Annotated in this window: 28 protein-coding genes; 17 read left to right on the top strand and 11 right to left on the bottom strand. The window is 46.5% G+C overall.

From position 1 onward, the window contains the following. A partial coding sequence (locus ACG2F4_RS06445) for a (2Fe-2S)-binding protein (protein ID WP_395259398.1) occupies nt 1-192 on the bottom strand: 192 nt, incomplete at its 3' end. Nucleotides 193-533: 341 nt separating this feature from the next. Here ACG2F4_RS06445 and ACG2F4_RS06450 point away from each other — a divergent pair. The 7 genes from ACG2F4_RS06450 (at nt 534) to ACG2F4_RS06480 (ending at nt 6,486) form a co-directional block, all read left to right on the top strand. Continuing rightward, a complete protein-coding gene (locus ACG2F4_RS06450; RefSeq protein ID WP_395259399.1) occupies nt 534-1,691 on the top strand; it encodes a cysteine desulfurase family protein in 1,158 nt (385 codons plus the stop codon). Next, entirely contained in the window at nt 1,688-2,839 is a 1,152-nt protein-coding gene (locus tag ACG2F4_RS06455) for an XdhC family protein (protein WP_395259400.1), read from the top strand. The genes ACG2F4_RS06450 and ACG2F4_RS06455 overlap by 4 nt, the downstream gene beginning before the upstream one ends. Continuing rightward, nucleotides 2,836-3,441, top strand: coding sequence for an NTP transferase domain-containing protein (locus tag ACG2F4_RS06460; protein ID WP_395259401.1), 606 nt, complete (start codon nt 2,836-2,838; stop codon nt 3,439-3,441). The genes ACG2F4_RS06455 and ACG2F4_RS06460 overlap by 4 nt, the downstream gene beginning before the upstream one ends. A 15-nt stretch (nt 3,442-3,456) precedes the next feature. Next, a complete protein-coding gene (locus tag ACG2F4_RS06465) occupies nt 3,457-3,696 on the top strand; it encodes a MoaD/ThiS family protein (protein ID WP_395259402.1) in 240 nt (79 codons plus the stop codon). A 46-nt stretch (nt 3,697-3,742) separates the two neighbouring features. Continuing rightward, on the top strand, nt 3,743-4,174 hold the full coding sequence (locus ACG2F4_RS06470) for a molybdenum cofactor biosynthesis protein MoaE (protein ID WP_395259403.1): 432 nt from the start codon (nt 3,743-3,745) through the stop codon (nt 4,172-4,174). A gap of 376 nt (nt 4,175-4,550) precedes the next feature. Further along, nucleotides 4,551-5,714: a gephyrin-like molybdotransferase Glp gene (glp, locus tag ACG2F4_RS06475; RefSeq protein ID WP_395259404.1), complete on the top strand. Its 1,164-nt coding sequence runs from the start codon at nt 4,551-4,553 to the stop codon at nt 5,712-5,714. A 16-nt stretch (nt 5,715-5,730) separates the two neighbouring features. Further along, nucleotides 5,731-6,486 (top strand): TSUP family transporter, encoded by a 756-nt coding sequence (locus ACG2F4_RS06480; protein WP_395259405.1) that lies wholly within the window; start codon nt 5,731-5,733, stop codon nt 6,484-6,486. Nucleotides 6,487-6,612: 126 nt separating this feature from the next. Here ACG2F4_RS06480 and ACG2F4_RS06485 read toward each other — a convergent pair whose 3' ends face one another. Both ACG2F4_RS06485 and ACG2F4_RS06490 read right to left on the bottom strand, forming a co-directional pair. After that, nucleotides 6,613-8,394, bottom strand: coding sequence for a serine hydrolase domain-containing protein (locus ACG2F4_RS06485; protein ID WP_395259406.1), 1,782 nt, complete (start codon nt 8,392-8,394; stop codon nt 6,613-6,615). A 451-nt stretch (nt 8,395-8,845) separates the two neighbouring features. Further along, nucleotides 8,846-9,385 (bottom strand): hypothetical protein, encoded by a 540-nt coding sequence (locus ACG2F4_RS06490; protein ID WP_395259407.1) that lies wholly within the window; start codon nt 9,383-9,385, stop codon nt 8,846-8,848. A gap of 796 nt (nt 9,386-10,181) precedes the next feature. Between ACG2F4_RS06490 and ACG2F4_RS06495 the strand changes: the two genes are divergently transcribed. Together ACG2F4_RS06495 and ACG2F4_RS06500 are read left to right on the top strand one after the other, a co-directional pair. Then, nucleotides 10,182-10,721 carry a YceI family protein gene (locus tag ACG2F4_RS06495; RefSeq protein ID WP_395259408.1) on the top strand — a complete coding sequence of 180 codons (540 nt, stop codon included), beginning with the start codon at nt 10,182-10,184 and terminating at the stop codon, nt 10,719-10,721. Between the two features lie 151 nt (nt 10,722-10,872). Beyond that, a complete protein-coding gene (locus tag ACG2F4_RS06500) occupies nt 10,873-11,448 on the top strand; it encodes a Crp/Fnr family transcriptional regulator (RefSeq protein ID WP_395259409.1) in 576 nt (191 codons plus the stop codon). Here the strand turns inward: ACG2F4_RS06500 and ACG2F4_RS06505 are convergent. Beyond that, nucleotides 11,445-11,726, bottom strand: a complete 282-nt coding sequence (locus ACG2F4_RS06505; protein WP_395259410.1) for a GNAT family N-acetyltransferase — start codon at nt 11,724-11,726, stop codon at nt 11,445-11,447. The two genes, ACG2F4_RS06500 and ACG2F4_RS06505, sit on opposite strands and share 4 nt — an antisense overlap. A gap of 199 nt (nt 11,727-11,925) precedes the next feature. Between ACG2F4_RS06505 and ACG2F4_RS06510 the strand changes: the two genes are divergently transcribed. The 8 genes from ACG2F4_RS06510 to ACG2F4_RS06545 all read left to right on the top strand — a co-directional run bounded on the left by ACG2F4_RS06510 (nt 11,926) and on the right by ACG2F4_RS06545 (nt 17,433). After that, complete coding sequence (locus ACG2F4_RS06510; RefSeq protein WP_395259411.1) at nt 11,926-12,591, top strand: NADPH-dependent F420 reductase; 666 nt, start codon at nt 11,926-11,928, stop codon at nt 12,589-12,591. A gap of 37 nt (nt 12,592-12,628) precedes the next feature. Continuing rightward, nucleotides 12,629-13,486, top strand: coding sequence for an SDR family oxidoreductase (locus ACG2F4_RS06515; RefSeq protein ID WP_395259412.1), 858 nt, complete (start codon nt 12,629-12,631; stop codon nt 13,484-13,486). A gap of 57 nt (nt 13,487-13,543) precedes the next feature. Continuing rightward, nucleotides 13,544-14,122: a YceI family protein gene (locus tag ACG2F4_RS06520; RefSeq protein WP_395259413.1), complete on the top strand. Its 579-nt coding sequence runs from the start codon at nt 13,544-13,546 to the stop codon at nt 14,120-14,122. Nucleotides 14,123-14,216: 94 nt separating this feature from the next. Next, nucleotides 14,217-14,708, top strand: coding sequence for a VOC family protein (locus ACG2F4_RS06525; protein ID WP_395259414.1), 492 nt, complete (start codon nt 14,217-14,219; stop codon nt 14,706-14,708). 61 nt (nt 14,709-14,769) lie between these two features. Then, nucleotides 14,770-15,174 (top strand): DoxX family protein, encoded by a 405-nt coding sequence (locus tag ACG2F4_RS06530; RefSeq protein WP_395259415.1) that lies wholly within the window; start codon nt 14,770-14,772, stop codon nt 15,172-15,174. An 11-nt stretch (nt 15,175-15,185) separates the two neighbouring features. Further along, the gene (locus tag ACG2F4_RS06535; protein WP_395259416.1) at nt 15,186-15,926 is read left to right on the top strand and encodes a pirin family protein; all 741 of its coding nucleotides are present in this window, start codon (nt 15,186-15,188) and stop codon (nt 15,924-15,926) included. 161 nt (nt 15,927-16,087) lie between these two features. Beyond that, nucleotides 16,088-16,840, top strand: a complete 753-nt coding sequence (locus ACG2F4_RS06540) for an SDR family NAD(P)-dependent oxidoreductase (protein ID WP_395259417.1) — start codon at nt 16,088-16,090, stop codon at nt 16,838-16,840. A 77-nt stretch (nt 16,841-16,917) separates the two neighbouring features. Beyond that, nucleotides 16,918-17,433 (top strand): hypothetical protein, encoded by a 516-nt coding sequence (locus tag ACG2F4_RS06545; protein WP_395259418.1) that lies wholly within the window; start codon nt 16,918-16,920, stop codon nt 17,431-17,433. 46 nt (nt 17,434-17,479) lie between these two features. Here ACG2F4_RS06545 and ACG2F4_RS06550 read toward each other — a convergent pair whose 3' ends face one another. The 7 genes from ACG2F4_RS06550 to ACG2F4_RS06580 form a co-directional block, all read right to left on the bottom strand. Further along, complete coding sequence (locus ACG2F4_RS06550) at nt 17,480-18,466, bottom strand: NADPH:quinone reductase (protein WP_395259419.1); 987 nt, start codon at nt 18,464-18,466, stop codon at nt 17,480-17,482. Nucleotides 18,467-18,509: 43 nt separating this feature from the next. After that, on the bottom strand, nt 18,510-19,640 hold the full coding sequence (locus tag ACG2F4_RS06555) for a hypothetical protein (protein ID WP_395259420.1): 1,131 nt from the start codon (nt 19,638-19,640) through the stop codon (nt 18,510-18,512). Nucleotides 19,641-19,644: 4 nt separating this feature from the next. Further along, the gene (locus ACG2F4_RS06560) at nt 19,645-20,985 is read right to left on the bottom strand and encodes a sulfurtransferase (RefSeq protein ID WP_395259421.1); all 1,341 of its coding nucleotides are present in this window, start codon (nt 20,983-20,985) and stop codon (nt 19,645-19,647) included. 295 nt (nt 20,986-21,280) lie between these two features. Then, a complete protein-coding gene (locus tag ACG2F4_RS06565; RefSeq protein ID WP_395259422.1) occupies nt 21,281-22,393 on the bottom strand; it encodes an NAD(P)-dependent alcohol dehydrogenase in 1,113 nt (370 codons plus the stop codon). Beyond that, complete coding sequence (locus ACG2F4_RS06570) at nt 22,390-22,995, bottom strand: NADPH-dependent F420 reductase (protein WP_395259423.1); 606 nt, start codon at nt 22,993-22,995, stop codon at nt 22,390-22,392. The genes ACG2F4_RS06565 and ACG2F4_RS06570 overlap by 4 nt, the downstream gene beginning before the upstream one ends. A 57-nt stretch (nt 22,996-23,052) precedes the next feature. Next, nucleotides 23,053-23,727 carry a hypothetical protein gene (locus tag ACG2F4_RS06575; protein ID WP_395259424.1) on the bottom strand — a complete coding sequence of 225 codons (675 nt, stop codon included), beginning with the start codon at nt 23,725-23,727 and terminating at the stop codon, nt 23,053-23,055. 155 nt (nt 23,728-23,882) lie between these two features. Continuing rightward, a complete protein-coding gene (locus ACG2F4_RS06580; protein ID WP_395259425.1) occupies nt 23,883-24,395 on the bottom strand; it encodes a Crp/Fnr family transcriptional regulator in 513 nt (170 codons plus the stop codon). Nucleotides 24,396-24,547: the final 152 nt, after the last annotated feature.

A 24,547-nucleotide genomic window follows, 5' to 3' on the forward strand; every position in this document is an offset into this window, starting at 1 on the left:
GACCGGCAGCGAGCAGGAGCGGACGGCAGCGCCGTCCAGGTGCACGGTACAGGCCCCGCACTGGGCGATGCCGCATCCGAATTTGGTGCCGGGCAAGTCCAGGTGATCCCGCAGCACCCACAACAGCGGGGTGTCCGGGGCTGCATCCACCTGGTGCTCTTCATTATTGATGTTGAGTGTAAATGTTGCCATGGCTTAATTGGTTTAATTAAGTCGATCCCGGTTATTTTTTAAAGAGGGCTCAGGCTTTGAGCCTGGACAAAATCCCTGGTTTTTCGAAGTTCATTTAAGGTATTTTATAATACTGTATCCCTCACTTCAGCATTCAAATGTCTGCTTGATTCGTTAATCTCACAGGATAATTTCACTCGGTTGGAACTCGCTGCTAAGCAGACCTTAATTATTGTATCGATTTTTTTGAGAAAAAACCATTATCAAATCTATATTTAGAAGGATTCAACGGTATTATTTTAAATTGCAAAGTAATAAGTTGTAAAGCCGCATTTTTTATAAAATTGTGAGTTCATTGTTCCATGGATCACGCGAAAAAAATTTATCTGGACTACAATGCCACCACACCTGTTGACCCGGCGGTTGCAGAGGAAATCCAGCCCTATTTCACAGATAAATTTGGAAATCCCTCGAGCAGCAGCCATACCTTTGGCTGGGAGGCCGACGAAGCGGTTGAAAGGGCCAGAGAACAAGTTGCGGACTTGATCGGAGCATCAGCGAATGAACTCTGTTTCACATCCGGGGCTACGGAGGCCGTGAACCTGGCCATCAGGGGGTTGTGCAAAGCGAATCGCGACAACGGGAATCACATCATTAGCTGTGTTACAGAACACAAAGCCGTGCTGGATACGTGTGAAAGCCTGGAACAGGGAGGGTACAAAGTGACCTACCTGCCCGTTGATGAGTCCGGTTCCATCGATTTCGGCAAGCTGGAAGACGCTATCACCGATACGACGATATTGGTGAGTTTGATGCATGCCAACAATGAAATCGGGACGATCCATCCCCTCAAAGAAATTGCCCGGATCACCAAGAAAAAAAACATTCCGCTGCTGTCTGATGCCACCCAGTCGGTCGGTAAAATTCCGGTGGATGTGAAGGAACTGGGCCTGGATATGATCACCTTTTCCTCCCATAAACTGTATGGACCTAAGGGGGCGGGAGCACTGTACGTGAGCAAGGAGGACAAGCCGGATATTGCTCCCATTATAACCGGGGGTGGCCAGGAAAAGGGATTGCGTCCCGGAACGCTGAACGTACCGGCCATTGTGGGATTTGGGAAGGCCTGCCAGCTGTGTGCTGAGCAGATGGAAGATGAAGGCGGTCGATTGGCCAAATTGAGAGACCATCTGGAATCAGAATTAGCGGACCTTGAAGGAATCAAGTTTAATGGCGCTTCAACGAATCGCTTGCCTCATATGACAAGTATTTCGTTCCAGAATACTGATGGCAGCAACCTGCTCCGGCGATTAAAGGACCTCGCCGTCTCGCAAGGATCGGCCTGCAGTTCCGCAACGAAAAAGCCCTCGCACGTGCTCAAGGCGATCGGTCATTCTGATGGGCTTGCATTTTCCACCATCCGGGTGGGATTGGGTCGATTTACCACGAGAGAAGAGATTGAACGCGCTATCAGTGATATCAAGGAAGTAATCCCCAGGTTAAAACTGCTTGCCCGATGAGAGAAACAGAAGCGATCATATCATCTTATGACGAAGCCCGAAATGAAGGGCGACAATGTGTGCTGGCGACCGTCGTTCATGTGGAGGGCTCCTCATACCGTGCCGCAGGGGCGCGGATGCTGGTTGATGAGTATGGGGTTATGACCGGGGCTATCAGCGGGGGATGCCTGGAAGGGGACGCCCTCCGAAAAGCCCTGCTGGCGCTGGATCAAAACAAAAATAAGTTGATTAGCTACGATACCAGCGATGAGGATGATGCCGTGATCGGTGCGCAGCTGGGTTGCAATGGCATTATCCAGGTGTTGTTTGAGCCGATTGATCCCAGGCAAGAGAACAATCCCATAGAACTGCTCAGAAAAGCAGAGCATGTCGAAAGGCCGGTAGCCCTTGTGTCGCTGTTTAATCTCGATAAAACCAAACACCAGGTCGGCACCATGTTGCTGGTGGATGAAGAATCGCATGTTACAGGACAGCTTGATGACCAGGCTCTCTTTGAAAAGATTACCTCAGTTGCTCGAAATTCCCTGAAGAAGCGGGTTAATCATTTCGGGGAATATCGCTCAGCCGGTGTTACGCAACATGCATTTATAGAGATTGTTGAACCGCCCCCCAGGCTGGTGTTGGTTGGCGCAGGCAACGATGCCCAAGTCTTGTCCCGAATGGCGGAACCGCTGGGGTGGGAAATCATTGTTGCTGACGGTCGCCCCACACATGCCAATAAGCAGCGATTTAATTCGTGCCAGGTAGTCGTCACCAACCCGGGCGAAATCCTGGATAACATCAGGGTCAATGAAAACACCGCATTTGTTCTGATTACCCATAATTATAATTATGACCTGGATGTACTTAAGCTGTTGCTCAAAGAGGAGCAGGTCCCGTACATCGGCATTCTGGGCCCCAACAAGAAATACCGGCGTATGCTGGATGACCTGGAGGCGGAGGGTATTGCCCTTTCCGAAGAGCAATCCGCAAAAATTTATGCACCCGTGGGGTTACAGCTGGGCGCGGAAACGCCTGCTGAGATCGGGCTCTCCATACTCTCCGAAATACAGGCTGTGCTGACCGATTCCAACGTTCGGCACCTTCGCGAACTGGAGGGCTCAATCCACAACAAAGAAAACCGTGAATTTGAGGAGATTGAGCTTTGAGCAAGTCATCCGACATAGGAGTAGTGATCCTGGCAGCGGGCTCATCCAGCCGCCTGGGCCGCCCCAAGCAGTTGTTGGGGTACGAAAATAAAACGCTCCTTCAGCGTGTCATTGATATAATTGGGCCCTTTGAATTCAATCCCTCAGTGGTTGTACTCGGTGCGAATGCCGATCAGATCCGGGAAGCCACAGACCTAGCACAGGTTACCGCTGTTTATAATGAGCACTGGTCAGAAGGCATCGCTTCAAGCATTCGGCTGGGAGTTACAGAATCTCTAAAATTAAATAGTTCGCTCCAGGGCATTCTGTTTCTTTTATCTGATCAGCCTTATGTTTCCGGTGAACTGATCCAGGAATTGGTCAATACCCACAAAAGCGGGGAGCAACGAATAACAGCGTGTCGTTATAAGCAGAATGTTGGTGTCCCTGCCATTTTCGGGAAACGCTTTTTCCCGGGGCTACAGAAGCTGACCGGTGATGTGGGAGCTAAAAAAATTATCCTCCAGCATCGTCAAAAAGTAGAGGAGGTTCCGTTCAAGAAAGGTTTCTTTGATATAGATACTGAAGAAGATTATGAACATCTTAAGGACAACGAGATTTAATCAATCATCTTTGGCATGACCGTAACGATTAAATACTTTGGTTCAATTGCTGAAAAGACCGGTACGAAAGAAGAAGCAGTGACTTTGGATGGGGAAGAGTATGATCTGGAAGCCTTAAAACAGCGTTGTTTCTCAAAATATGGGTTTTCGGAGATGGAATCTGTTAAAACTGCTGTCAACCAGTCTATTGAGTCTTCCGGCATGTTAAAGGATGGTGATGAAGTCGCTTTTTTGCCACCGTTTGCCGGCGGATGACTCTTAAAGTGTGAATCAGCTTTAACCATTAAAATGGGTACCTGTTATGCCTAAAAAAGTTTTTGTTAAGGGTGCGATACCGCCTGGAAAAATTTCAAATTCCATAGCACACCATCAATCCAAAACAACCATCGGGGCCCACAGTATCTTTTTGGGGCAGGTGCGGGCTGACGAGGTGGAAGGCAAAACAGTGGCTGCCATTGAATACACCGCCTATGAAGAGATGGCTCTGAAGGAGGTTGAAAAAATCAGGGAGAATGCGTTTTCAAAATATGACCTGACCTGTGCTCATATTTATCACAGTTTGGGAACCGTGAAAGCCGGCGAATTATGTTTCTTTGTATTTACCTCCTCCGCTCACCGCAAAACCGCCCGGCAGGCCAACCGGTTCCTGGTGGATGAGATCAAAGAAAAAGTGCCCATTTTCGGCAAAGAAATTTTTGAAGATGAATCCCACCAGTGGAAGGTGAATCGGTAACCTGTATTCGGTAAGTCAGTATCTGGTAAAATCAATTTTTACTGCCAGTGTTTCCGGCCTCTGAAATTTTTGTTGGTACAGTGAACAAAACCGAAGCGTGAAAAAACCATTTATGTCTGAGATCCGTGTAGTTCAGCGGATCGAGTTAAATGGTTTTAGCGGAGGGAACTCAACAAAAATTTCAAAGTCCGGTGACTTTTGGGGTTAGTTTTACTACACACAAAAAAGAACATCTCTGCCACGGGAAAAGACGACTAGACTTTTTGAGGAAGGCCTATTAAAACTTAACAGTGACTAGTCCACAAATAATAGGCTAGGTGTTGAAAGTGGGGAAGCATTACCGGCAAAATCGTTTCATGAATTTAATAGGTGGAAAATGATTTCAATAGAAGAAGCTTTAAAAATTGTCAACGAGCAGGATATCGAACGGACTGTGAAAGAGGTCTCTCTCGAGGACGCCCAGGGCTTCTGGCTGGCGGAGGAGATCACATCCCCTTTCGATCTGCCATCGTTCGATAACTCAGCGATGGATGGCTACGCGGTTTCAGGCATTTCAGATGAATATGAAATTGTCGGGGAGATTCCCGCCGGAAGCACCGCCGACCATACCCTGCAGCCTGGCGAAGCCATGCGCATTTTTACCGGCGCCAAAGTGCCACAGAATACCACGGCCGTAGTGATGCAGGAAAAAACCAGTGTTGAAGACAACACTTTATATGTTGACGAGGCGATCAGCAAGGGGCAGCACATTCGGCCAAGAGGAAAGGAATTAGCGCTGGACCAAACCGTATTCACGGCCGGTCATTTTATATCTCCGGCCACGGTCGGGCTCATTGGATCGTTGGGGAAGAGCCGCGTCCAGGTGTACAAAAAGCCGGAGATACGCATCATCAGTACCGGCGATGAGCTGGTGCCGCCCGGAAGCCCTAAATCGGAAGGGGAGATTTATGAATCCAACAGCTTTGCGTTAAGCGCCGCTCTCGATCGATATGGTTTTAGTTGCGAGGAAAGCAAACATATTAAAGACAACTTTTCTGCCATAAAGGGCGGTATTGCTGATTTCCTTGATCACTCAGATGTGCTGTTGCTGTCCGGCGGCATTTCGGTGGGCGATTATGATTATGTGAAGCAGGCGCTGGAAGAAAACGGCGTTTCGGAACTGTTTTACAAAGTCTTCCAAAAACCCGGGAAACCGCTGTATTTTGGCAGACGGGACGATACATTTGTATTTGCCCTGCCCGGGAATCCTGCTTCCTCGCTCACCTGTTTTTACATCCATGTGTTGCCGTTACTCCAAAAGCTCAGCGGGGCCGCTAACACCGGGTTGCAGCGGGTTCGTATCCCCATCGACCATAATTATGATTACCGTTCAGATCGCCCCGTTTTCCTGAAAGCAAGTATCGAGGGGCAAACGGTATCAATTTTAAACCGGCAAAGCTCATCGATGATTCATTCTATGGCCATGGGCAATGCGCTCGCCTTTTTGGATGGCCCGCAAACGGTCCAAAAGGGTGATATGGTTGAGTGCATTGTAATTTGAAGAACACAACCCCTAAATGGATATCGAATTCCTGCCCTACATTTTTTTCCTGATCGCCCTTTTTTACAGTTCTGTCGGTTTTGGCGGAGGATCAAGTTACCTCGCCCTCTTGAGCCTGTTTATCGGTGATTTTTATGAAATCAGATCCACGGCCCTTGTTCTGAATATCTGTGTGGTCACGATTGGGACGTCCGTATTTATCAAGAATCGCGTGTTTAGCTTACGGCTGTATTGGCCGTTCCTGGTATCCAGCATTCCCATGGCATATATTGGGGCACAGCTTCAGCTGACCCAGACAGCGTTTTTCCTGATTTTAGGCTCGGCCCTGATTATGGCGGGGGGATTCCTGATCCTGAAATTTGTGGCCTGGAAACTTAAGTCTAAAGAGTTTAGTCTCCCCAAAAAAATGTCTCTCGGCGGAAGTGTGGGTTTGTTGGCCGGCATCTCGGGCATTGGCGGGGGTATCTACCTGTCTCCGCTCCTCAACCTGGTAAATTGGCAAAATCCCCGGACTATCGCTTCACTGGCCTCCGTTTTTATACTCGTAAATTCAGTTTCCGGAGTCATCGGTTTGATGGTTGCGGGTACCTTCCAAATCGATGGTGATCTTATTTTCCAATTGATAATCGCTGTAGTCCTTGGCGGGAGTCTCGGTTCCTACCTGTCTAATGAAAAATTTGATCTCCGCATTCTGGGCGTGTTAACGGCTATCCTTGTGGTGTATGTGGGACTCCGATTAATTTTGCTGCATGGATTCGGGATTCGGATATAGCCCCATTGTTCATAATAAAGTGGATCCACCTGCAGTCAACCCAGCCCGGATCAAAAAACTTGATCGCGGGGGTGTTGCAGCAGAACGGATCCACCTATACATCCAGTCACAGTAAGCCGACCGCATCTATATTTCCGGACAGGCACGTTGTTCTGCAACCACAAGGCACGGATCCCGGAAAAGGATTTCGATAGTGTCCCAGGGTGGCCCCTGGCGAATACCGGTATACTGATCTCTTGCTGTTGGAATCAAAATGAAGGTTGGCCACGGGCCGCTATAATCCCCTTCAAAAGTACTATCTTTATTCCAGACGAAGTTCCAGTATTGATTCCAGTTTGCAAATTCTGCATACACAAAGGTGGTCCAGGGACCATAATCTGCAAACCGTGAACCGGGCGTATTGGCAAACGTTCCTATAACATGGAGCGAGTCGAGATTGCCAATTTGGTTTATGCGGTTAAGCAAAACACTGGTGGGGGCGATGGGGTCTTCCCCTTCACGCATCAAGCCGGCAAGGGCATCCTTCCGGCCCGCCTCAAGCTTATCCATAGCATCCCTGGTGCGCCGGTTAAGTTTTGCAAAATGTTTCTTCTGCCGCTCTGTGGGATTTAGCATCAGGTTCAGGACAGGTTGCCCCCATAGCTTGGCGACTAGCCGCGTGTCGTCGGTCGTAAGTTCCAGTTTACCTCCATCAAGATAATAGCCCCCTTCTCTTTCCTGAGCGAGCCCGGGATTGGCATTATCTTCAGACCCGACGAGCGGGGGCATGAGGAAATCAGACTTGAATGCTGCACCCAGAATGGAACTGCGTAGCTCGTCAGCGGCGATCATGGACGTATTGCCCTGGATATAAAAGAAAAATTCCTTCTCCGGGAGCCAAACAAAGTCCGCTGAGAAGATCGTGTTACTGCCGCTGTGGGCAATCATCGGTCCCCACTCGGAATCGTACACCACCCATCCGTACCCATACCTGGATGCACCGTTGCTTTCGGTGACATAACCCTTGGTCCAGCGCCTTACAGTCTCTTTACCCAACACGTCCTGGCCTTGCAGGATGTTTTTAAACCATCGATACATGTCATCTGCCGTGGTGTGCAGTCCGCCATTGGCGCGCAGGTGCCAGCCCGGTCCGTCTCTGAGCCAGCCGCGCTCATAGACGAATCCCCACCGTTCACCATGTCGGTATCCCACCGCCAGCCGGTCGCGATTCCAGGTGGGAAGCAGGTAACCGGTTTCCGTCAGACCGGCCGGCAAGAGCAGTTCTTCACGCAGGAACTGCTCATACCCCTGGCCCGATACCTGCTCCACGATCATTCCCAGTAGTGCATACCCGACATTGGAATACGCATAATCTGTACCGGGATCAAATTGCAGGGGCACCCTCATCACGCGATCGATATAGGCCCGGGCTCCCGTGGGCTCTTCATCCGATCCAACTCCACCCGGCATGCCGGATGAGTGAGTAAGCAGTTGATGAATCGTAATATCTTGCTTCCCCCTTGGAATGTCATCGAAATATTTGGCAACAGGATCATCGACGGAGAGCTGTCCGCGGCTTTCCAGCAACAGGATTGCAGCTCCGGTCATCTGCTTGGTGATCGAGCCGTGCGACTGCACAGTGGTTGGCGTGTAGGGGCGCCGGGTTTCGCGGTCTGCAAGGCCATAGCCTTTCCTCAGTACAATATTGTCGCCTTCGCTGACAATAACAGCACCGGAAAACCCCATCACTTCGATACCCGAGAGATAGCGGTCAATATGTACTCCAATTTCGGACTCCCGGGCTACTTTTTCTGTAGGTAAGGCAGGTTCTTCTTCAGCCGAAGGAGTAAAATCGGCATTGTTATTCTGGCTGAAAGCGTTAATAAATAGAATCAATGGCAGTAAAATCAAGGGAAATATTTTTTTCATCACGTATTGTCTATAAAGGGTTGTGTTGTGTAGTACGGGGCAGATTGTCTAAGGCCCATACGAACCTGGAATTCACGTAATGTTTTTGATTTATGATACCCGGTGTTTGGGGGATAAGGTTCTCAGCTTATGAAGCAAGCATGCAATTTGCATAAGTAGCCATCCCAGAATGGTATCCGATACAACACAAATCAAAAGTGATTTCATCGCAGGAATAAATCATCGTGCAATGACCAGGTTGCTTTGACCGATATCTTGCCAAGGTCTTTGTAAAACCGTCATTTTGCCCAATTTCAGCCTGTTTGCACATTCGAAATCCCCATGTATGGAGTATAAACTGCGGGTTCGGATACGCTCTGGCGTTGAAAATGGACAGCATTCCTGGCTTTAAAAGCCCTCTTGCCCGTATTTGTGTTTTTTTGATAAGACTGAATGCTGTTCAAAAGCAAACCTAAGGGGCATTTATAGCTATGCCACTGACAAGAGGAGAGAAATCTATATTATGAGAAAATACAGGTGGGTTGGTAACTAAACTGCTGTATATTCCCCGTATGAATCGATGATTCTTGATATGATATATCGCCTCCACAGAAAAACCTTCTGCGGGTAAAAAAGATTGTGCACGATCCTGCTGAATAAAAACAAGCGCATTCATTCCGGTACCGGAATGTTGATTGTCCTCCCATTCACTTAGTGAGAGTCTAAACAAGTTGCCGTTGTCATCAGCTTGTTTATCAACCGGCAGGTCAGCGTCATGTGCACAGGCGTTAACACATGTTAACAGGCTGCATGAAATGGCTTCCGTTTTGCCTGTAGCTGGGTGTAGTTCTCCGCTGGTGTTGGATGGGGTGTGGTCACTGTTTGTTTGTAAACCAGAGTCAAGAACAGAATCCCCATTGTGAACAACCGGTTGCAATGAGAGGAAAGTGACCCCGAGTAATAATAGGGGGATGCTAAGAAATTGAGCGATATATGCTTTTGAAAATGGCATGTTGTAATGCATAATAACCAAAAATTATATAATTACAACTTTGAGCCTGAAATAGAGCTTTTAGCTGGCTAACTATTTTCCTGCCAAAAGCTAACAAGATAATCAAACTGTCTGGAATGCAAAGTTTTGCGGGTAGTTGCTAATTTGGCAGTATAAAATGATATAAGTTATTGTCACTCAAAAAGTGACATGATTTTATCCGAAATACTTGTGAAAAATTCGGATTAAAAACCTTTTCCGGAACAGCTTACATAGTACCAATTTGGAGAAGATTGATGGCGAAAGAAAATGTCAGCTTACGTTGGAAAGATGTAAATATTGACAATATACTTGTCGAACATTTGACAGACCCATTGTTCAAAAATACGCCCGAAAGGATTCGAACCCCTAACCTTCTGATCCGAAGACAAACTGATATATGGCTTTCTGATTCATAGAGGCTAATTTTCAGGAGACATGTTACATCATATGTAACAACTAATAGGAAAGCTGTGAAAACTATTCATTTTTACCTAGCATGATCGGCATTAAGTTTTGCCGAAGAATTCTAGAAAGTATATAGCCAAAAATAAACAGGCCCTAGCCGTTCAAAGCTAGGGCCCTGACTATTCATCAAGAGAGACGCTACTTGAGAGTAGCGCAGACGAAGTTCGGTAAAATTTATTATATATGAAACCTACGGATTCGACATAATTGACATATATCAAGAGTATTTCCTGTCATATATCAATGGCGTTCCTGTAAGGCTTCCCTATGTTAGGAGCGAACAAACTGTTTAACATCAAAGCATATAACAATGACTACTACAACAAAAACCTTATGGACCATTGATCCAACGCATTCGGAAGTACAATTTAAAGTGAAGCACCTGGTAATTTCGAGCGTTACCGGAAATTTCGGTTCCTATGACGGGAAGATTGAAGCTGATGGCGACGATTTTGAAAATGCCAAGGCAACGTTTACGGCTGATATCGATAGCATTTCAACAAATAATGAAGATCGTGACCAGCACCTAAAATCTGATGACTTCTTTAATGCGGAAGAGTATCCGCAACTGAAGTTTGAGTCCACAAACTTTGAGAAAGTTGGGGAAGGCGAATATAAAGTCACGGGTGATCTGACTATTCGTGATGTCACTAAAGAGATTGAACTTGACGTAGTGCATGGCGGTACCGTCGGAGATCCTTATGGACAAACGAAAGCCGGATTTGAAATAACTGGCTCAATAAATCGAAAAGAGTTTGGCCTAACATGGAGTGCCGTAACCGAAGCCGGAAATGTGGTTGTAGGCGATAAAATTAAACTGCAATTGAACGTACAGTTTATCCAGAACTAAAAAGGACTAACTTTCTAATATTTACCAGGCGGGTATGCCTCTTTTGGAGGATATCCGCTTTTTTATTTCCTGATATTTCACTGTACATTTTTAAATATCTTTGATAAGTCGTTTTGCATTAACAAGATGCCAATCCCAAAGCCTATAACGAATGTATCAGAAACTTAAAGAAAGTTTACAGGAGCATGTCTCACTATCTAATGAGGAGTGGGAATTGTGCAAAAACAATTTCCGTCCAAAGCGAATGCTTAAACGACAATTCTTGCTCCAGGAGGGTGATATTTGTCGCGAACTAGCATTTGTTGAGAAAGGAGCTCTTTGTTCCTACTCTGTGGATTCGAAGGGCAATCAGCATGTTCTTCGTTTTGCATTTGACGGCTGGTGGATTGCGGATCTGCAAAGTTTTTTCACTAAACACCCATCCACATTTAATATTGAAGTGCTGGAAGACAGTGAACTGTTGATGCTTGACCGGCAAAATCACGAAAAGCTGCTGGAAGAGATTCCAGGCTATGAACGCTACCATCGTATCATTGTGCAAAATGCCTATGTAGCACTGCAGCAACGCGTCGAAAATGCGCTGGGGCTTACGGCCGAGGAAAAATATGCACGTCTCATCAAACATAATCCCGAGTTCATGAATCGGGTCCCGCTAAATTTGGTGGCTTCCTATCTAGGGATGAGTCCTGAGACCCTAAGCCGTGTTCGAGGAAATTTTAGTGGTTAATTCAACACATCCTGTAGCGACTTGTCTCTTTCAATAATCGACTTGGCAAACGGGCATAGGGGAATCACGTTCAAGTTGTTTTCACGGGCATAGTTCACTGTGTGCTCAACCAACCTCTTTCCAATGTTTTCACCGCGCAACTCATCGGAAACCTCGGTGTGATCAATGATTATTTTAGTGTCCCCAGCTTTTGAATAGGTGATTTCAGCTTGTACTTCACCGTTCTCCTCAATAAAAAATGATCCTTTACTATCTCCCGCCTTGTATTGGATGTCCATAGTGGTTCAAAGTGTATTGTTAGCATCGTGAGCTTTATTCATCATATAGTATGCAAAGTAGGGAGCAATTAACAGCGTTAAACTAAAGACCATGTCCTTGATATATATCAAGGGTTTTTCCTAATACATATCAATGGCAAGGGGGCACCGATAGGTTATGTTTGTTGTAACAAATTTAAACTACAAAAGAACAACCGTTATGCCTATTACAAAACAAACAATCGCTATTATCGGAGCCGGTGGGAATATGGGCTCGGCCATTGCCAAAAGTATTGCAGGAGACAACTACCGTCTTCTTCTTTTTGACAGAGCCCCTGAACAGTTGGGGACATTAACAGAAGAAATTCAACAGGTCCAACCAGAGGCGGATTTGGAATCCATGAACTGTCCTCATGAATCCAGTTGGGAAGCTGATATTATTATTCTTGCGGTTCCCCATAAGGCCGAAAAAGAAATCGCTGACAAAATACGCGATGTAGCTACCCAAAAAATTGTGATCAGCATAGCTAATCCCGTAGATGGAGATTTCAGTAAGCTGACAACGGCACCCGATACCAGTGCGGCGGAAGAGTTGCAGCAATGGTTGCCTCATTCCAAGGTTGTTAAAGCTTTCAACACCACTTTCGCCGCCGACTTTGGGCAGCCGCTTATCGACGGAAAGCAGGCAGATGCCTTTATCGCAGGCGATGACGAGAATGCGTTAGAGGCAGTCACCGAACTTGTGGAAACAGCGGGATTCAACCCGATTATAGCGGGTGACCTGTCAGTAAGTGGCACACTCGAACGGATGCAGCTCCTACTTATGCAGCTTACGATCAGAAACAATGACGAATGGTTAGCTGGCTGGAAGATACTACGCAACTAAATTACACTTTAAAATTAACAACAAACCGATGAACACTATGATACTTATAACAGGAGCAAACGGAGAACTAGGGTCGCGAACGATTGATAATTTGTTGGATAAGAGTCTCGACGCCGATATAGCCGGACTCGTCAGAAGCGAAGAAAAAGGCGCTGAACTAAAGGAAAAAGGCGTAGAAATAAGGATCGGTGACTATACCGATTATTCATCTATAGAAGAAGCTCTTCAGGGAATTGAAACCTTGCTTCTGATTTCCTCCAGCACGCTGAAAGGACGAGCCCAGCAGCACAGCAACGTTATTAAGGCGGCAAAAGAAGCCGGCGTAGGACAGATATTTTATACCAGTATTGTAAAAGCAGAAAAAGAGTTGAGCCCGCTTTCGCCGGACCATGCCCAAACCGAAAAACTCATAAAAGAGTCCGGCATCCCTTATACGATTTTCCGGCACACATTTTATATGGAATTTCTACCCCTGTTTCTGGGCAATGCCCTTGAAACCGGTCAGTGGGCTTTCCCATCGGATGGCAACCCCATCAATTTGGCGCTGCGTTCAGAGATGGCCGAAGCATTGGCAAACGGCCTGGCGGATCCCGAGAAACATACCAACAGCATCTATGAAATCACGTCGGGTAAGGCCTATACCCTTGATGAAATTGCCGATATGCTGAGTGAAGCGTCCGGCCGGGAAATTACTTATACGGATATATCCGTTTCTGAATTCGAGAATATCCTAAAAGAAATAGGATTGCCGGAAGAACAGATTGCCATGAGCGTGATGACGGCCCAAACCTTCGTCAATAGAGCCCTTGATTTCACTTTTGATGATATGGAGAAGCTGCTCGGACGTCGACCTACCGGACTCGATACTTTTATAAAGCAATTTGGCCAACAATAATTTTAACAACCATTGCATACAAATAATCATACCTAAACACACAAATAAGTTACCACTATGAAAAAGTTAACCTTTATTCTATCACTCTTAATTCTTCCTGTCAGTGTTTTTGCCCAGGACAGCTGGGTGGAAGATCCCGCGCACTCAAAGCTAGGCTTTACGGTCACCCACTTGGGCATTGCGGATGTTCCCGGATACTTCGGTGAATATGACGTCACGATTGAAGCCTCTGAGGAAGATTTTAGTGACGCGCAGCTAGAGCTCATCGTACAGACGGCCTCTATCGATACACGCGTCGAAAAGCGTAACGATCACCTGAAAAGTCCCGATTTCTTTAACGTGGAAAAGTATCCGACGATGACCTTCAAAAGTACGGATATCAAAGAAGTGAGCGATGACAAATACGAGCTGACTGGAGATCTGACTCTGCATGGGATAACAAAATCTGTGACGGTAACCATGTTGTATCGCGGGAATATTCAAAATGAAATGACCCAGGGCAACCTTAAGGCTGGAATTCAAATCACCGGTACCATCGACCGCTCGGAGTTTGACCTAGGAGGCGATTTCCCGCCGCCCATGATCAGCAATGAGGTTCGTATCAAAGCCGACGGAGAGTTTACACAAGCTAATTAATATCTCTTTCATGGCGATGTATGAGGCCCCCGATATCGTTTCGGGGTCTTGTAGATCTCCAATAAAGAAATCTTAAAACGAATAACTGATTACTATGGAAACCAACTACACCGCACCGTCGCAGACCCACATTGGACACGTGCATTTGAAAGTGTCTGACTTGGATCGGGCTCTTGAATTTTACCGCAACTTGCTGGGTTTTGAGCTAACAACCATGTATGGTGAGAACGCAGCCTTTCTTTCGGCCGGAGGATATCACCATCACATTGGGCTCAATACATGGCACAGTAAAGGAGGTTCGCCTGCGCCACGCAATAGCGCCGGACTCTACCACACCGCTTTTCTATATCCCGCGCGTAAAGATCTGGCTGAAATTCTCCAGCGCCTCATTGATGAGGACTATCCCATTGACGGGGCCAGCGATCACGGTGTCTCGGAGGCCATCTATTTAAGAGATCCCGATGGCAATGGCGTGGAGCTGTACCGCGACCGTCCCCGCGACGAGTGGGAGTACACAGAGGACGGCTCGGTAAAAATGGTAACCCAGCCTCTTGACTTGCAGGACTTGCTCAAAGAGTTGAGCTAACACGCACTTTTCAAACTGAATTTTTAACAACTAACACGTAACTAAACAGATATAATCAACAATGAAGAAATTGAAAATAACATACTGGATTGCGACCGGAATCTTCAGTGCCATGATGCTATTCAGTGCAACGATGTATTTTACCAGTCCTGACATGGCCCAAACGTTCGAACATCTGGGATTCCCGGATTACTTCCGGATAGAGCTGGGCATAGCCAAAATAATCGGCGTACTGCTGTTGCTTGCTCCTTTCTCCGGGCGCCTTAAAGAGTGGGTCTATGCCGGATTTACTATTAATATGATTTCCGGTAGTATCGCTCACGGGGCAGCGGGTGACCCCATATCTGCTGTTCTTACCCCTTTAGTAATGTTGGGAATATTAGCGATCTCTTACGGAACGCTCCAAAAGCTGGATGAAGAGATCGAGTCTGCTTTTGTTTCGCAGCTGACAGGTTCAACTTCTTAACAGAGGGCGCTATGATACACATTGCCAGAGCCGACAAACGACACAAGGTAGGCCGGGGACCTTTTACTTCCCGGTTTTTACCACTGGGACGAACCATGGTTGACTCCACTGATCATGGTATTGCCCAAATTGGACGACTGGAACATGCCACGCTCGAAGGCGGGGCGCTGGTGCCGATGCACCTGCATCAGAACGAAGAGATCCTTTCCTACCTACGCAAAGGTGCCATGTATCACAAAGACAGCGATGGTAATGACATACCCATTCACAACAAGCATCTAATGTTGATGAATGCCGGAAGCGGTATTCATCATGAAGAAGGGGTTCGTGAAGGTGATGAAACCGTGGAAATGCTGCAAATTTTTATCCGTCCAAAAGCGGATAACTTACAGCCGAAGGTCCAGTTTTATAAACCCGACGAAGTCTACAGCCAAAACCAATGGCGGCTGCTTGCCGGCCATGACCGTTCGGAAGCCCCGATGCTATTCAGAAGTGAGGTGCTGTTTTATGACGTCAGACTTGAAAAAGGAACTTCATTGAAAACCCCAAATAATGACGGGTTGACTGGCCTGTTGTATCTGTTTAGCGGAGGCGTAACGATTAAAAATAATGGTAAAACCGTAAAGGAAGGAGATTCCATCATCATAAAAGATGAACGATTGACTCTAAACAGTAATGAAGATTCAGACCTTGTCTTTTTTGTACTGAATGAAACTGCATTGTATAGTCGAAATGGGTTATATGCAAATTAAAAAACTCATGCTTTGATCGGTAAAGCCTGTGACAACTTCACAGGCTTTTTTATTGAGATTTATCAAGGACTTTTCTTACCAATGATCAATGAAAGTGGAAGAGTCATATGATAGATTAGTAATAGAATATTTAAACCATAACAAATATAACGGTGAATTTTATGAAACAGTTAGAAAACAAAGTCGCCATTGTAACCGGCGCAGCCTCGGGAATAGGAAAAGCAACTGCCCTATTGCTTGCGGAAGAAGGTGCACGAACAGTGGTTTCTGACATCGATAAGAAAAAGGGACAAAAAGTTGTCGATGAGATCAAAATGAGCGGCGGAGAGGCATCCTTCATCAAAGCCGATGCTTCCAAGGCCGAAGACAATGAAAATCTTGTCAAGCAAACACTTGATGCTTATGGCAAACTTCATATCGCAGTAAATAACGCCGGTATCGGCGGACCACTAAGCCTCACGGCTGATTATTCTGTGAATGACTGGCAAAAGGTCATCAACCTGAACCTGAATGGCGTATTCTATGGTATGAAGTATCAAATAGATGCCATCCAAAAAGCGGGTGGTGGAAGCATTGTCAATATTGCTTCAATTTTAGGCCAAGCAGGAACTCGTCAATCACCGGCCTATGTAGCCGCCAAGCACGGAGTGGTTGGACTTACCAAAGCTGCCGCGCTTGAATATGCGCAGGAAAATATCAGAATTAATTCGGTGGGGCCTGGATATATAAATACACCTCTTGTTCAAAATTCTTTAGACGATGAGACTATTGACACACTGAAAGGGATGCATCCTGTGGGACGCCTTGGCGAACCTGAAGAAGTCGCCGAACTAATCTTATGGCTGGCATCTGACAAATCATCCTTTGTTACCGGCAGTTATTACCCTGTTGACGGCGGATATCTTGCACAGTAACGATAGTTTAAAATACGGCTGTTTTTAAAGCAGCTGTACTTTTTTCAAGACCAAATGTATTCGAAAAGCTGGTTTATATGAGCAAAAACAATGAACAAAAGCCGTTTTTTAAAAAATTGCCTGAGGATGGACCGATTACTAATATCCAAGTGAAGGGCAAGCAGTTTATTTTGGAAATAGTTGAGAGCGGTGAAAAGGGTGCCACAACTGCTATTGAGGCAGGTAATATCCAAACCATTCTTGATAACCTGAAACACGAACCGGCTGAGGCTATTGAGCTGGAAGCTGCTATAGCGGATATCGAAGATCAGCTGATGCCCATTATCAGGGACTTGCCCAAACGCCGCTGTTTGGTGACATCAGAAGAAACGTTTTGGAGTATCGCCAAAGTCGCCGGATGTAATACTGATGACAACCTCCAACTTGATATTGCCACCGTCGAAGAAATTTTTAACCGACTGGCTGATGTGGCCTATGGCACTCCTGCTTCCAGGCTCGGTGTACCGGAAAACCGTGAATTTGCTGCTGCCGTTCTATTTCTTCGCGAGCTGATGCACCATGCCGGCTTTAAGTGCATAATCCTCAGGCATTAAATTGCCAGAATGTTCATTTGTCATAACATCACCAACGAACCACTGCCTAAACTTGTAAGATCACCCGTCCGTTAATAGATCCGATTTCAATCGCTTTGTGCGCGTCCGCTATAGATTCCAGTTTAAATATCTCTCCGATTTCAAATCCTGACCATCCGGTGTTCAACAGCTTGTTGATCTCCTTTACAGCGGTTTGTTTTGATTCTTTGGGAAAATCATCACTCCCAAGAAAAAACAAACGCACATTCTTGAAAAGCAGCGGCCAGAATGGGATGGACGGTTCGGGATTACCGGTTGCATAGGCGGAAATCGATCCACCTGTGGCAATCAACTCTTTGTCGATTTCAATATTAGCATCAAAAGCGACTTCTATGATATGATGAATATCTCCTGGTGCTGCACCCTGTATTGATTCGATTATTGTATCCTGAGATAAGTTGTCGGTTCGAATCACCTCTTGGGCCCCAGCCTTTTTGGTAATCGATTCATCATATTTTGAACGGACCGTTGCAATTACTTTTCCACCCGCTAACTTGGTAAGAGCCACAGCACATTGTCCGACTGCTCCCCCGCCACCTTGCATAAGTACGGTTTTCCCCTGAACATCACCTGCGACATGCACCGCACGATGAGCGGTAATTCCCGGGATACCCAGGCAGGCTCCCTGTTCAAATGAAACATGCTCAGGCAAGGATACGGCATGATCCGATGGAACAACGACATACTCCGCAGCTGTGCCAAACGGACGGTAGCTTTGCGCGCCATAACACCAGACCCGCTCTCCAACGCGCGATTCGGAAACGTTCTCTCCGACGCGGTCTATAATACCTGCACCGTCACTGTGGGGAATCACGCGAGGATACGGCATACCCATGCCAAAAGCATCCTGGCGTTTTTTGATATCGCCCGGATTGATCCCGGAATAACGAATCTTAATGCGCACTTCACCTGCTTTAGGATTCGGATCAGGTTGTTCTCCGACGACCAGCACCTTGTCGGCGGGACCTTGGCGTTCGTACCAAGCTGCTTTCATTGCATGTTTTTTGTTAATTATAGAGAATCAATAGTGGGATTTTTTACTGGGTAAATAATCCGGCACCAAGATCTGCACCCTGCGTACCTGGTTTAATATGCAGGTAATTTCGCTGGGTTTGCCCTTCCTCGATTTGAATAGTACCACCTTTTTCAACAACTACATCATCGCTTAGTTTTAATCGTTCCGGGTCGGCCGGTTCACCAAAACCAGATGCGCCGCCTCCTTTATTCACAAATTGATTGTATCCAAGAACAAGCGAGTTTGAAAGTGAATGCGTTTTACTCTCATCCCTTCCTAAAATCCAAAAAATATTCGTATTGGCAACTACATTATTATAATATTTGAAATCATCCGCTACAGACCACGACCACACTGCTGCCCCATAGTTGCCAATCATCAAGTTGTGATGCAATTCACATCGCTGGGCAGGTTCTTCTGAAAACCAGAATACCACGGAATCCTTACAGTTATAGAACACGCAGTGATCTACAACCACTCCCTGCCCGCTTGCCAGTATCGGAAGGTGATTTGGTATGGCATGTCTATCCCCCAGGAATAAACATTGGGTAACCCTCAGATCATCCAGATCTCTTCCTTCCCGAACGATCGGGTAATTTCTTCGGACCATCCCTTCTTCCGGCTCTTCATGAACGGGAGTCCCCAGAACCCGTAATCCCTGAATGGTCACATGGTTCATTTCCATCTGCATGCCATAAGAGGTCCCGCCGATATCATCAACATTGCCACCCGGCTTAAAGTCCAGCGGCATGGTTGATATGATGACGGGCATCTTACCAGGATTCCACTCCGGGTCATCCGGAAGTATTTCCGAGCGAATGGTTAATCTTTCTTCTGCTGTAAAATGCCAGTTTACCGGGTGGAATGTGACCGTATCATCCAATCCGTAAATTCCCTCTTTCAGAAAGATGGTAATGGCCCCTCTGCCATTGGCTTTGTTGACCCTTCCGGCAGCTTCATACAGTGTTTTAATTGGATTTTCTTTCGTTCCATTATTTGAATTCTTCCCAAATTCCGGATCGATATACAACTCGCCATCCTCGGGTATGGTGCCATGGGATGCATGATTTATTCCTAGCAATTTTCCGGGCGCCAGCAGCGTCGATCCAGCCATGGTAGCGAACATGGTTTTAATGCTTTTTCTTCTATCCATTGTCTTAAATGTTTATTTGATAGTTAGTATTAACCGAACGAATATCTTGCGCTGACTCTGGAATCCCAGTTTCAACAGGATTGTCAGGATCCGCACACCATTCAAACCAGCCTCCATCGTATACCGAGATATTGGGCCACCCCATTAGCCACGCATTCCAAAAAGCCTCGCTTCCCCGCCATCCGGTACCACAATAAAAGGCAAGCTGTTTGTCGGGTGTGATGCCGACTTCTTTCCACGTCGTCTCAATTTCCTGGTACTCCCTCATGGTGTGGTCAAAGTTGCGGTAATTTTCCATATGATAGGCGTCACTTCCACAATTTCCGAATATGGCACCCGGAATTCGTCCTTTCTGGTCGATATAGTGGTAGCCGCTGCGGTTGCCGATAAACTCTTCCCAGCTTCGAATGCTAACGAGTTCTCCTTTGTCTGAAGTCAATAGTTGTTTTGCCGATGGGGTGTCGATCATGTATTCAGGATGGGCCGGAATATCGATTCCAAAATCATGAACCGGAGTAGGCTCACTAGGAGTATTTGAAAGCTCATAGCCTTCCGTTTTCCAACTAGTAAGGCCCCCATTCAAAATCCTGATATCTTTTACCCCGGCGTAAAGCATAATGGCTGCAGATCGGAGAGCACCAAGATGCCCTGCACTTTTTCCGGGGAAAGGATTGCCATCAAATACCGGTGATGAAAACCGTCCGTAAATAACTACGGTTGTATCATAACGAATGCCCAGATCCTGGAGCGTTTTACGTAGCTCTTCCGCTGGGCGCCGATTCCAAGTTTCCGTCGATTCCAAACTGTTGGTATCCACCGGAATAGCACCCGGAATATGGCCATTGTGATAATCTTCTATATAATCATAATGGGAATGGCAGATAACATAATCTTCATTTTCATAAAGAGGAGGCTGCCCATTATGGATGAGTTTATTTACCCATTCGGGATACACAAGATGTTTGAATTTTGGAAGCTTATGCAAGGGTAGATTTGGATTGGCTGACCACTCTTCCACAAAATGGGAATAGATTGCAAGATCGTGGAACCCCAGATCAACCAGTTTTTCCGCCATATGGATGCTGTCTTCTCGATTATATCCATAGATGATCAGAGGCCGTTCTTTCGTAATATTCTTCTCTTCAAGTACTTCAATCCAGTCCATATAATGCGTCCACTGTAAAGGGATACTTTTCGCGCCAGGAATATGTCCGCCTCGCTGCTCTCCCTGGAGAGGCCACCCGTTATAAGCAGCAATGGGCCGTGAATCAATGATGATTGAATCATCCGATTGTCGATTTGTCTCAAAAAGCGCCTGCGTTGAAATTTCTTTAAATGTTTTCATATCTATTATCGGATGCCAAGGATTTGAAATGTTTTTGGGTTCTTATATCCAGTTTTATTCATAAATCGTGAACTTCTTAACAGAGAACCAAGAATGGACCAGTTCTTTAAACTCATTCAATAAATATTTAGTTATTTAGCGATTTCGATGAGCAAGATAACACCCTGGCGCACTTGCGGACGCCAGGGCGACCATCCTGTGCAGAGTCCTGTTCAGCCTCATCTTACACGGTTCTGTTAGCGATAGCGGGACGGTGCCAAGGTGCTGTTGACCAAGCGGGCCCGGCACTTCATCTTCAGAAGACGATCACCGGTTTTACGGTCACACCAGATGCCGAGTCCTCAAACGCCTTGTTGATCTCATCAAGCTTGTAAGTCTTTGTCAGCTTATCGGCGGGGAATCGCCCCTGCTGCCAGAGGCTGACGAGACGAGGAATAAAATCCTGCGGAACCGAGCTGCCCTGAACGATGGTTTTGAATGTCCAGCCTCGAACGAGCGATTCGCCGATCTCAAACGGCGCCTCAGTGCCCGGACTAGCAGCGCCAACGAGTGCTAGTGTGCCACGGATGCTTAACGCTTTCGCAAGATTCTTCAAGACCTGTGGAATGGCAGTCGTATCCAGTATGTAGTTGACCCCTTTCTCTTCCGTAATACGCAGCAACTCCTTGAGGGTATCGGCCGAACTCGCGTTGATCGTATGCGTGGCTCCAACTTCTTTGGCGAGTTCCAGGCGAGAGTCATTTAGGTCGATCGCGACGATTGTCGTAGCCCCGGCAGCGCGTGCAGCCATAACGGCTGCGAGCCCTACGGCACCTATCCCCGATACCGCTACGGACGAACCTGCCCGCGGGCGTAGTTCATTAAGTATCGAGCCTGCCCCGGTTTGCATGCCACACCCGAAAAACGCAACCTTTTCAAGTGGCACGTCCGCCGGCACAGGAATGAGAGCACTCTCAACGACATTTGCATGCGTCGCGAAAGAAGACTGGCCAAAAAAGTGCGAGGAAACCTCCTCGCCTTCCGGGGTCTTGAGTGAGGTGGTGCCGTCACTGGTGCGTCGCCCCCCAAAATCTTCGGCTAAGAGGTTCTCGCAGTACGCAACATTCCCGGTGCGGCATTGTTTGCAGTGGGTGCAGTAAGCCGCGGACATAATGACGTGGTCACCAGGCTTCACCGTCTTCACAGCAGAGCCGACCTTCACGACGACACCGGCTCCCTCGTGGCCGAGCACGGCGGGCAATGGCGTAGGATAGACACCGTCTCGCACAATGGCGTCCGTGTGGCAGACGCCTACAGCCACCATGCGAACACGTACCTCGTTGGGGCAGATTTCATCAAGATGTAGCTTCTCAATGGTGAGTGGGGCCTTAGTTTTTCGAGCGACAGCAGCAGTGATAGTCGAGCTCATAACGTACCTCCTTTCTTTTTGAGTCCGATGATCTTGAATCCGAGGTCCGTACCGTAATTGGTGGGACCATACCCCAGTTGGATGTTGAGGAAACCAAGCGCCTCAAGGTAGCGCGCATTCGAGAGTGCGCCAACGTCTACAGACTCGAAGCCGATCGCTTTGCCGAGCTCCATTATCTTTGTCTTCGCATCCGCGTCATCTCCGGCTACGAGAAGGCTCAAGGCTTCGCCTTTGACTTTCCCGGTGGTCATATTCTGCGCGAATACCGTGTTAAACGCCTTCACGACATGTGTGTTTGGTGTCCACTCTTGGACCTGCTCGGCGCCGCTTTTCTTGAGATCGCCCGCATAGCTCCAGTCCTCGTTGAGCAGGTTCGTTGGGTCGACAAGTATCTTGCCCTTGATGTCACCGAGGTTCTTGATGGCGTCCTTGCGAGCCGATGCCGGGATGGCGAGGATAATGATGTCGCCCCAGGCGCCTGCGGCACGGACATCCTTTGGGTCAGATCCTGCGGTGCGAACCTCGTATTCTGCCTTTTCTGCCCCCTTCTGCAGGGCACTTCCAACGTTTCCGTTTCCGATAATTGCGATCTTCTTTGACATAAGTTACTCCTTGTTTATTACTAGTGATAGTTTCATTTACAATGTGCTGTATTAGAGTTAATTGGATTTAACCTCCAGATCGGTAAAGTATCCTTCAGTCCCTACATCAACCCACAAGCCAATAGCACCGGAGGCATTATTTCCGTGTTTTAAATCATCCACAACCAGTGAGGGTTGATCTTTATCATTTAAATAGAGCTCTGCCTTTTCTCCTTTTACGACAACTTTCATTTGAATCCATTTATTCAACTCCATGTCGGCATACGACTCATATTTTCCGGGGTCTTCATCTCTCAGACGGTCAAATTTGTAGTCTGGATAGGAGAAATATTGAATGGAATGATTTCGTCGTAATTGATCGTCTGATCGTGCATTGGTCGGGCGCAAGTAGATGCTTTCGAATTCTGAATTGTCCTGATTAATTCGAAACGCTATTCCAATAAAACCACGGGCAAAATCAGGAGCATCATCCGTAAGCCTGCTTAGTACCTTGACCTGGATGGTGCCGTCTTGAAAATCCACATCGTTTACCTTTACAAAGGTTGGTTCATCATACTTCTTGATGGCAGAGTTTTTTATGACTTTTATCGCTTTTTTGCCCAGTATATTTTCAATGGATGAAAATACATTTACCGCTTCTACACTATCTTCATTAAACCCAATTGATTGAGCGTATGTATTCGTAACAGTGATACACAAAAAACTCAGAAAGGTGAGTATTATTTGTTTCATAACTGACTGTGGGAAAAATTATCTGTTTGACTACCCTTGACATGCAAATTTGCCTTGTATACTAAAATCAAGGTGCAATAATGGTACCACAGATACTGAGCTATACAAATAAACTATCTTAAGAAATACCCTTAAGATAGTTTAAGAATCGCAAGTTACTGTTCGGCCAACTCACTGCGAATTTTGCTCAAAAACTCCGGTGTGATCCCCAAATAGGAGGCGATTTGGGTATTCGGCAGTCGGGAGGCAAGATTGGGATACTGTTCTATAAAATTGACATATCGCTGCTGTGCGTTAGAGCTAATGTTATTTAACACGCGGTTTTGCAGCTCAACAAACTTATTCTCAATAGTTATTTTGAAAACTCGATTAAGCTTTGGAATTGACCGAAATAGAAAATAAAGATCCTGTTTTTCTATTTGGATGATGGTTGAAGGCTCGATTGCTTCAATAAATAGTTTGCTCGGTTTATCAGAATAAAAGCTATCTACATCGGCTATCCATTCATTTTCTGCAGCAAACTGTAGATTATGTTCTGTCCCATTTTCATTAATCGCATACATACGAAAACAACCTTTCACAACAAAGGAAAAATGCTTGCAGGGAAAGCCTTCCTGCAGGATCATTTGCCTGCGCTTTATCCTACGCTTTGTTGTTCGTTCTTCCACTAACTTTGTCTCTTCATTCTCGAAAGGAAAATAGTTAGTCAAATGTTTGATAAGAGGCTGTATACTCAAACTTACCCCTGACTTAGTTTATAGCTCATAAAAGATTTTAAACGGTCTATCACTCTACCGATACCTCAATGTGTTTTATTTAC

Origin of the sequence: Halalkalibaculum sp. DA3122, from assembly GCF_043951865.1 — a bacterium.
Lineage (GTDB): Bacteria > Bacteroidota > Rhodothermia > Balneolales > Balneolaceae > JAMQKA01.